At 30.5% G+C, this 8,541-nt stretch carries 7 protein-coding genes; all 7 read right to left on the minus strand.

The features are described 5' to 3' along the window. Window positions 1–158 precede the first annotated feature (158 nt). Window positions 159–1,913: a P-loop NTPase fold protein gene (locus tag ACTNEP_RS20170; RefSeq protein WP_441163752.1), complete on the minus strand. Its 1,755-nt coding sequence runs from the start codon at window positions 1,911–1,913 to the stop codon at window positions 159–161. 117 nt (window positions 1,914–2,030) lie between these two features. Further along, window positions 2,031–2,375, minus strand: a complete 345-nt coding sequence (locus tag ACTNEP_RS20175) for a DUF1878 domain-containing protein (protein ID WP_441163753.1) — start codon at window positions 2,373–2,375, stop codon at window positions 2,031–2,033. Window positions 2,376–2,439: 64 nt separating this feature from the next. Next, the gene (locus ACTNEP_RS20180; protein ID WP_441163754.1) at window positions 2,440–3,645 is read right to left on the minus strand and encodes an HsdM family class I SAM-dependent methyltransferase; all 1,206 of its coding nucleotides are present in this window, start codon (window positions 3,643–3,645) and stop codon (window positions 2,440–2,442) included. A 1-nt stretch (window position 3,646) separates the two neighbouring features. Then, window positions 3,647–3,835: a hypothetical protein gene (locus ACTNEP_RS20185; protein WP_441163755.1), complete on the minus strand. Its 189-nt coding sequence runs from the start codon at window positions 3,833–3,835 to the stop codon at window positions 3,647–3,649. 237 nt (window positions 3,836–4,072) lie between these two features. Further along, window positions 4,073–4,618, minus strand: coding sequence for an HNH endonuclease signature motif containing protein (locus tag ACTNEP_RS20190; protein WP_441163756.1), 546 nt, complete (start codon window positions 4,616–4,618; stop codon window positions 4,073–4,075). A gap of 550 nt (window positions 4,619–5,168) precedes the next feature. Continuing rightward, window positions 5,169–7,844: a hypothetical protein gene (locus tag ACTNEP_RS20195; protein WP_441163757.1), complete on the minus strand. Its 2,676-nt coding sequence runs from the start codon at window positions 7,842–7,844 to the stop codon at window positions 5,169–5,171. A gap of 353 nt (window positions 7,845–8,197) precedes the next feature. Next, on the minus strand, window positions 8,198–8,443 hold the full coding sequence (locus ACTNEP_RS20200) for a hypothetical protein (RefSeq protein WP_441163758.1): 246 nt from the start codon (window positions 8,441–8,443) through the stop codon (window positions 8,198–8,200). Window positions 8,444–8,541: the final 98 nt, after the last annotated feature.

Raw genomic sequence — 8,541 nt, forward strand, 5'->3', positions numbered from 1 at the left:
GCCCATTTAAAACACTCCTTTAGCTTTATAGTTATTATTCTACCAAATAAAAAACTGTGTGAGTAAGAAACCGTACGCATTTCTTACTTACACAGTTTATATTACACTCCCATTGGATGTCTCTATAAAGTTATTTAATTTTAACAATTTCTTAAGATTTATAGCATTTTGTTCACTCTAAACTGAAGAAGTTTGTCTCCAGCTTTTGACTTTTCAATAATATACTTTTTAAATTCATCATACAGGTCTTCTATCTTCCAAATATTCTTTATCTGTCTAATTAAATTCTTAATAGCATGAGACCAATCAATTTGTTCATCACTAATATTACCAACTGGCATAGGGAATAGATAGTCATTAGCACGTATTAATTTAATCACTTCATTTTTAGTCTCCTGATATTGTATAGAGTGAACACATTCTGAAAACAATTCTAAATTTTTAGTGTTTCCATAATTATTTTTTTGGAAGTATTCGATAAGCTCATCCAGTAAATGTTTCATGTAATACTTTTCTATATCTTTTTTTACTAGATTGATTAATTTAATTGTCTCTTCGTCTTCATAAATAGAAATTGGTAAAATATTATTAATATTTGTTGATAGTGTAACTTCTAAATTAATTTCTTGTTGCAAATTATCCTGCATATTATTTATTACTTTCTCACTCTTAAGGTTAATTTCAAGATCAAGAATCTTAGAATACTGAATAATCGTACCAAATGCAGTAATCAATTGCTTAATACTATCACTTCTTTTTATATTATTAAGGCGATTCTCGCTTTTTTCTATATATTTCTCTATTTCTTCTAGAGACCAATAAAAAACACCTTGCTTTTTCTCGAAATTATTGACACTATCTATAGCATTATTTATCTCAATTATTTGTGGCACTCCTTCCTTGTACCATTTTAAGATAACAGGTGTTAGACTTCCAATATTTTCATTTTCTAATGACTCATTCAACAAAAATTGGTTTATATATTGGCTATCACTATAACTCCAAATCATTGTATGTGTTTTGTTAGAAGGATCACTGTATAACTTTTGACTTTTATGCTCAATAATAAAAATTACAATTGCAAAACAAATACGATGCACATCTCCTCTAGTAACTTTATCAGAAAACTTATGTCTTTCAATTGTATTAATGACTTCGTGTATAAATAAAGACCCCTTTATAAATGTTCTTAGATTATTTAAATTGTATTGTGTGAGGTCCCATCCTAATTCCTTGTTAATTACCAATTTTTCTTCCAAATAATAAACTAGATTTTTAATGGAATTCCAAACATCTTCTCCGAGTATTTGAACTCTCGCATTATCTGCTGGTTGTGTAACTGTATAAATTCTGTCAATAGATTTTTCCTCATATTCATTAAAATCATCTTGATCCTCTTCTTTCATTTGTTCCTTCGAACATATGAGGACTACTTTTACTCCATTTACACTTGATAATTTATCAACTAATCCAAAAACTTCATTAATTTTTAAATTTTCCTGCTTTCTCTCCAAATCATCTATTATTATTAAGCACTGTTCATTTTTATCAAGTAGCTTTAAAACGGATTTAGTTAAATTTTCCATAATCGGAACAGAAAAAGAAAAATTTTTATAGGATAGATTTAGATTTTTTATAACATTTCTCATTTTTGATAAATGCACTTTGTATTTTTTCCTAGGCATTTTACTTACAATTTGGGTGTAAATTTCTTCAATAATATAATTCACATCTTTAATTCCGAATAGAGATATGTAGCATTGATTATTAATCTCTCTATCATTTTGCATTTCCTCAAGAGAATCTTGAACATATTTAGTTTTACCGACTCCCCAGCGACCATTAATTAAAATCTTTTTATATTCAGTATTCTTAAGATTATTCATTATAGTTTTAATGTTATTAGCTTTCATTGCATCACCTACTAAAAATATATAGATTATCTTCTATATATTACCACAAATCAATTGTATATAGGTCAATAAAACTAATAAAAAAGACACCCAAAATTAATTGGATGCCTAAATAAATTAATTATTTAAATACGCTTGAAACTTCGGCATATCTCCATATAAAGCTTCGAATACTTCTGTATACCTATCATTTTCATGAAGGGTCAATGCAATTTCCTCAGCAAAGTGGTAATTTCCATCATGCTGAGGCACTATATCATACACTCGTTGCTCATAACTACCATGATGAACCTCTTCATTGTCATCAACTGCATTTCTATACTCATCAAATAGATCAAGTATAGATCTCAGTTGATTTCTGGTTATTTGATATTCAAATAACATTCTATCAAAACTCGTATTATCAAACAAAAGTTGCTGTCTAAATTCCAAAAAGTCTAATCTTTCTTCGGTATTCATCATTCACACCTCCAATCCATGTCTATTTATCTATTACATTCGACACAGATTGAGGTTATTCCTTTTTTTATTCCAAAATAATTTGATCATAAATATCGAAATCATATGTACTGACTTCCTCACCATTCCATATATATTCTTCCCCTGCACCTAACGTCAACTCATTCCAACGATACACACCATTTCTAAATGTTAACGATGCATCTCTATGACCGTCACACGTATCATTTCCGTGAGAAAAGAAAAAAGCATCACATTCTTTCATGCCATGCCAACTTGGTATATGAGGATATAAATTTTCTCTCATCAAATTATTATCTTGAAAATCACTAATTAATTCATTTAATTGAGTCTCTCCATCCTCACCTAACTCAGTAAGTTTTCCCTGTTTATCCCAACCAATATCATTCACTTTTGCAAAATAGGCTGGTGTCTGTCCTTCTAAAAATGAAGCATTAAAATTATCTATATCTGACCAATCACTTCTACGGAAATTACTTCCCCATTTTTTAGTAACAGGCTCAATCATCTTCACATTTGGAGTTGCTTTTCTGACAATTAAAATTTGAGTAGCTACTGAAGTTCCTACATGAGCAAATGTCTCATTAGGCAAAAGAATCGTTGCTACTTGCCAACAAGTTTTATACATCAACTGTCTTAATTTTTTAGCATAGTTGCCATATGCTAACCCCATAGGTAATACAAAAGCGATATACCCACCATATTTAACACTCTTTATGGCATGTTCGAGAAATGCAACCTCTGATTTACCTTTTCTTTTACCTTTAGTTTTATTTACTGCTTGCCAATTCTCCCCATCATCTTCCCATTCTACTGAGATCCCATAAGGTGGATTACCAATACAGATATCAAAGTAATCTCTCTTTTTAAAGTCAAAAGCATTACCCTCAATAACATTGGCATTTGGATATAATAAACTTGTTACCTTAGCACTTGTTTTGTCAATCTCTAATGCCGTTATCTCTGCATCTTCTGGAGCATGTTCCAAGAAAACACCACTGCCACAGCTAGGTTCTAATACTTTTGGATTCTGAGGTAATTTATCCCTTAAAGCATCCCATATAAATTTAGCTACTGCTGGAGGTGTATGGAAAGCACCATTTGCAAAAGAATTAGGTAACAATCCACCACTAGATGTGTAATTTTCTTTTAAAAAATCTAAGTCATCTTGTGTAATCTCGTCTTTAGACTTGGAGATAATCTCCATTGATTTAACATTACCGTCCCAACGTTTCCTATCTGCTTTCCCCATATTATCCCTCTAAAACTACTACTCCAAGATCTATGTTAGTTTGGAGTAAAACACCTTTAAGATAAGGATCAATATCTATCCCTCGTTCTTTTAGATCCGCAAGAGTCATTATGTATTCCAATCTTAAATTTAATTGCTCCTTCGTTATTTCAGTATTTTTAGGTAAATTTTTTCCCTCAAACTTTTTCATTTTTAATATTCTCCTTTATCATCTTATTCTTTATATGCAAATACGTGGCATAATTTCCAATTGTCATTTATCTTATTCTTTATAAAAACCCCAACTGTCATATTACCGTTATAATTCGATAATATTTCCCATTCTAATTTTGTTGCAAATTTCATTCTCTAACCCCTTGACATACCTGTATTATTTTGATATGATATAATAAAAGATCTATTTATGTATTTATTCAAAAGGTAAAAATTAATATAAATGCTTATGCATATCTTTGTAGACTTTTCCTGTTACAATGTTGTACATTGTTCTGTAATCCCTATTGTACGCATCACACATTTGATTGATAAAATCAGCTTGTTTAAAATCAACATATCGTCTCATCTCTTCCAATTGTTCTAGAATTAAACAAACGTCTTCTTCTTTCATTCTAGGTTTTGGTTTAGACATTTTTAGCCTTGTCGATTTTTTATACTGCCCCTGACGATCTGTCATCTGTAGATTGCTAATCTCATTCGTACCACCTTCTTTGACTGGTACAATATGATCTACCTCTATGCCACCGCGATTAAACAACTCAAGATCCAATCCTGAATGACTAGCCATAATCACTCTATGCAAACCGTATGCTTTCATTTCTCTATTTTCATCATACAAGCCAACATAACAATAACCATTGGCGTTGGGATTGCTAGTAAGGAAGCGCTCTCTTAAATAATCCCAGACACGACCATTAGTAGTGTCTACACCATAACGACTATAATCATGTTTGCTTGAATATATAGGTGTTAACACTACATTTTCTTTTTGTTTCTATTCCCTCTCCATTTTAAAACCATCCTTTTTATTATTTTTGTTGGTGGTATATCCGTCATATCCACCAATCGACCATCATCATTTGCTAGTAGTAAACAAAAGAGGCTACAGGTAGCTAACCCATAACCTCACCACCAACAAAGGACTTGGATGAAAGCCCATTGGTAAACATGCAAAATCACTTTACTTCCAATACCCATTATGTTATGATAAAAATGGATAATTTTAATCCTTTAAAAAAAGCATAAAAAGGACTAGCTAATGCTAATCCCATCCACGCTATATACAATAAGGAGAAAATTTAGGTGTCCAATTTAATTATTTATCGTCGCTAAATTGGCTAAACGACTTGACTCTATTATTTTGTTATGATATTATAATTATGTATGTGTAATTTTAAGAAAAAAAAGAAAAGAAAGGCTACTAAGTTCTTAAGACCCGTTAACTTTTCGCCCCTCCCTTATAGCGATTTATCTAAAATTGTATCTATAAATCTACTAACGCCTACTCTCCCAACGATTACAGGCAATCATGATATCTTTTTGTTCAATTTTTCTTTTCTTCTTTTGTTTCTCATTCGTTCTTTAGCTTCTTTATTCTTTCTTTTTTTATCACATTTATCACAACAAACCTTATTTTTATTTACCTTCCTAAATCGATTATTGCAATCCTCACATATTTCCGTTTCGTTATCTATATTATGTCTTAAATTATTCAGTAATATATCTCCAAATGATTCCCACAACGTCGATTTCTTACTATCAGGTTTGTCAATATATAGGTATTGTACTAGTGTATCAACTACCTTATTGATATCTGGTTCAATCTTCAACAATGCTTTTCTAATAGCATCATAAACTTGTAATTGTGTTAAATTAGTAACGTCACTAGATATCTTTAACTCTTTGTTGATTGACCACTTTTTCTTTCGATTAAATCTGTTGTATTCATCAATGATAGTTTGGTTAACTTTAACTACCTTTTTCTTCTTCATCAGCATCCTAAAATCAAAATCATCAACAACTTTAGAGAAATAAACTCTTTTCTTTTCGATAATGTATTCCAACTTGTTTACTGTAGATAGGTTGTCAATGTACTGATTTTGCTCTTCTACATCTAAACCTTTAAAGCTGTCAACATCCATCAAAGGATTAATCTGATCTTCTTTCTTGTCTTTTGCGTATTTAAAAAAGTGGGGTAACTTTCCATCTGTTAACTGATTAATCTTTTCCTCCACTTCCTCTGGTACAGTTGGCATCCACAATGTTTTAGCAAAATCTATAATCGCATTGTTAATGAAACAAAGTTGTTTGACAACCTTTTCCTCAATCTTATCTTTAGGTAGATTCCAAATCTTACTTATTTTATTACTGATTTCGCCTATATTTTTACTGTAAGCAGCTACCAACGAATTATAGATATTATCAGAAGTAATCGTTTCTTTCTTTCCTGTCGCTAATTCATACTCCAACGGTACAACATCTGTAGTGTTTCGTTTCGCCAATTCTACATAAGTTTCATCAGATATGATATGCGCCTCATCTCCATCAACGTCACACATCAGTATTTTACTTATGGCATCACTAACACTTGTGTAAATGCAATTTGTAACGAACCATTTGTTTGTCTTATTATTGACTACATTCTTTCTAATTGCATGTTCTTTATATAAGTGAGGGCTTCTTAATACATCTAACTCTTTCCCGTCCTTATACAATTGACAACTTACATCACCATCATTTAATAACCCTTTTGGATCATCTATACCCATAAATAACCACTCGCAAAAAGCATACGTATCAGGCGAAATGAATGTGCGTTTACTATCTTTTAACCATAACTTACCTGCCTTAGCATCTTTATACATAGCGTCCCTTGTGTTCCTAATTGACTCTTTGCTGTATTTATCATTCAATAATTCTGGATATATAGATAGTGATTTTTGAAAGTTATTCATCTTGTCATCATCTTTATTAAAACCTAAGATACGCAACATGATATCTTTATCTTGTCCTGCATTTGCAATATCTTTATTGGTGTTATCAGCTAAATTCCTCAATTCATCGGCAGTTGTGTCAATAAGAGTTTGAAGCACTTGATAATTGATCGGTTTATCTATAAATTTATTATCCTCTTCTTTACAGATAACGAATTCACATTGCCCATCCTTAAATGCTTGCTTGTATTCGTTCCAGTTTTTATAGTATTTAGCCATTTTAAACTGTGATTTAGTAAAGATAATTTGAATATCGTCATCTATAATATCCCATTCATCCCCATAGATATCAGTAACAGTTACATCTTCTTTTTTCATTTCTTCTTTGATAAACTCATCAAATGGTGTAGGAATCAATAGCCCTTTAAAATGTGGCATCCTAAATTGTATTGCTTTCTCACTAACACTAGGTATTATTATCCCTGCTCCATCTGTGTGAGGTATGGTAATAGGGTGGTTTACTTTTCTAGTAACCTCAAATGTATCTTTATCAATGTAATCCACATCTTTATAAATTTCTGTTTCAAAGTCATCTACTACAATAGTCTTATCAATGTCAAAGTTCTCAAATGGCTCACTAGATGTCATTGACAATGCTAAATAAGCGTTGAATTTATTCATGTTAATACCGTATTCAATATCCCCGTTGTTATCGGTAAAAGAAGTATTATTAATTTTGTTTTCATCCAATCCACACCAAATTCTATTATTAAAGTATTCATTTTTTACTACACTTGATTTAATGAATACAGATTTCTTGTTACGAATCATACCAGCACTTGAAGCAAAGTATTGATAATGTTCACCATCTTCATTCATAAACCCATGAGCGATTAAACCCTCTAATACTCGATAATGATAGGCTCTAACCATAATAATATCTGTAGTTGTATCCTTTTCCTTTAGTTTAAGTGTTCGAGTCAATGTAGAGAAAAATTGAGATATTTTATTAGAGTCTTTCAATTCGTCTTCTCTTAATACTCGGATTCCCTCATTGTCGTCTAGCAAATTATCTAATTCATTATTTAATTGATTGATTTTGTTTGATATAAATCCCTTTCGTTTTGAAACATCTACGCTATATTCCTTTAACTTATTCTTCCAAGTATGTAATTTCATTAACTTGTTGTGTACTTCCATTTCCTCTTTATTATAAAATGCGTCTGTACTCACCGAATATAAATACACTTGATTTTGTAAATTTGTCATTTAAATTTCTCCTTTGTATTAGTAGATTAATTTGTTGTTTCACTTCACTGAGATAGAAATAAGGTAATCACTTTGTTCTTACCTTTATTATTTGAGCCAGCTCAAAAATTAATTATTTTATACTTTTTCATCCATTTTAAAAAAGATATTTTTTTATCCATAACCCTTTCAATCTTACTCTCCCAACGCTTACAGCAAAAAGTGTAAAGCAGCCCTATTATATAAATGTAAGATATAATTTACTTTATACTTTTATACTTTTTTAATTTTTATTTAATTACTTATTTAACTGGTTAAATGAGAAAGGTATAACTTGTTTATACCTTATTTATTCTCAGTGACCTTTACACTTGTCAATTATTTACAATTATAGACCGTTTATTGCTTGACTCTCTAATTTGTTTCTGATTCTTTAATTCTATATATTTGACATTTTTGGCAACCTGAGTGTTCCAATTAGTTATCTTAAATTCCTTCTTTAAATGAGACTTTGTTACTTCTTTTTGTTTACAATTAATCAAATATTCTGCTACCAATTCACCTTTACTTACAGGCTTGTTGTCCTTTTGTTTTTGCTTTTTATTCTTGTAAAGCATCACTTTATCCCATCCAAAATTGGCCTATTTAAATCAAATTCCTCCAGTATGATTACTGTACTTTCCTGACACAATATGCTAAATTTTTTGCATATTATAAG

Source organism: Gracilibacillus sp. HCP3S3_G5_2 (assembly GCF_052063305.1).
Taxonomy (GTDB): domain Bacteria; phylum Bacillota; class Bacilli; order Bacillales; family Amphibacillaceae; genus Gracilibacillus.

What these genes read in the sequence shown, in the direction of transcription:
- ACTNEP_RS20175 (WP_441163753.1), bottom strand. Translation starts at nt 2,375, where the DNA reads ATGATGAATACCGAAGAAAGATTAGACTTTTTGGAATTTAGACAGCAA.
- ACTNEP_RS20170 (WP_441163752.1), bottom strand. Translation starts at nt 1,913, where the DNA reads ATGAAAGCTAATAACATTAAAACTATAATGAATAATCTTAAGAATACT.
- ACTNEP_RS20185 (WP_441163755.1), bottom strand. Translation starts at nt 3,835, where the DNA reads ATGAAAAAGTTTGAGGGAAAAAATTTACCTAAAAATACTGAAATAACG.
- ACTNEP_RS20180 (WP_441163754.1), bottom strand. Translation starts at nt 3,645, where the DNA reads ATGGGGAAAGCAGATAGGAAACGTTGGGACGGTAATGTTAAATCAATG.
- ACTNEP_RS20195 (WP_441163757.1), bottom strand. Translation starts at nt 7,844, where the DNA reads ATGACAAATTTACAAAATCAAGTGTATTTATATTCGGTGAGTACAGAC.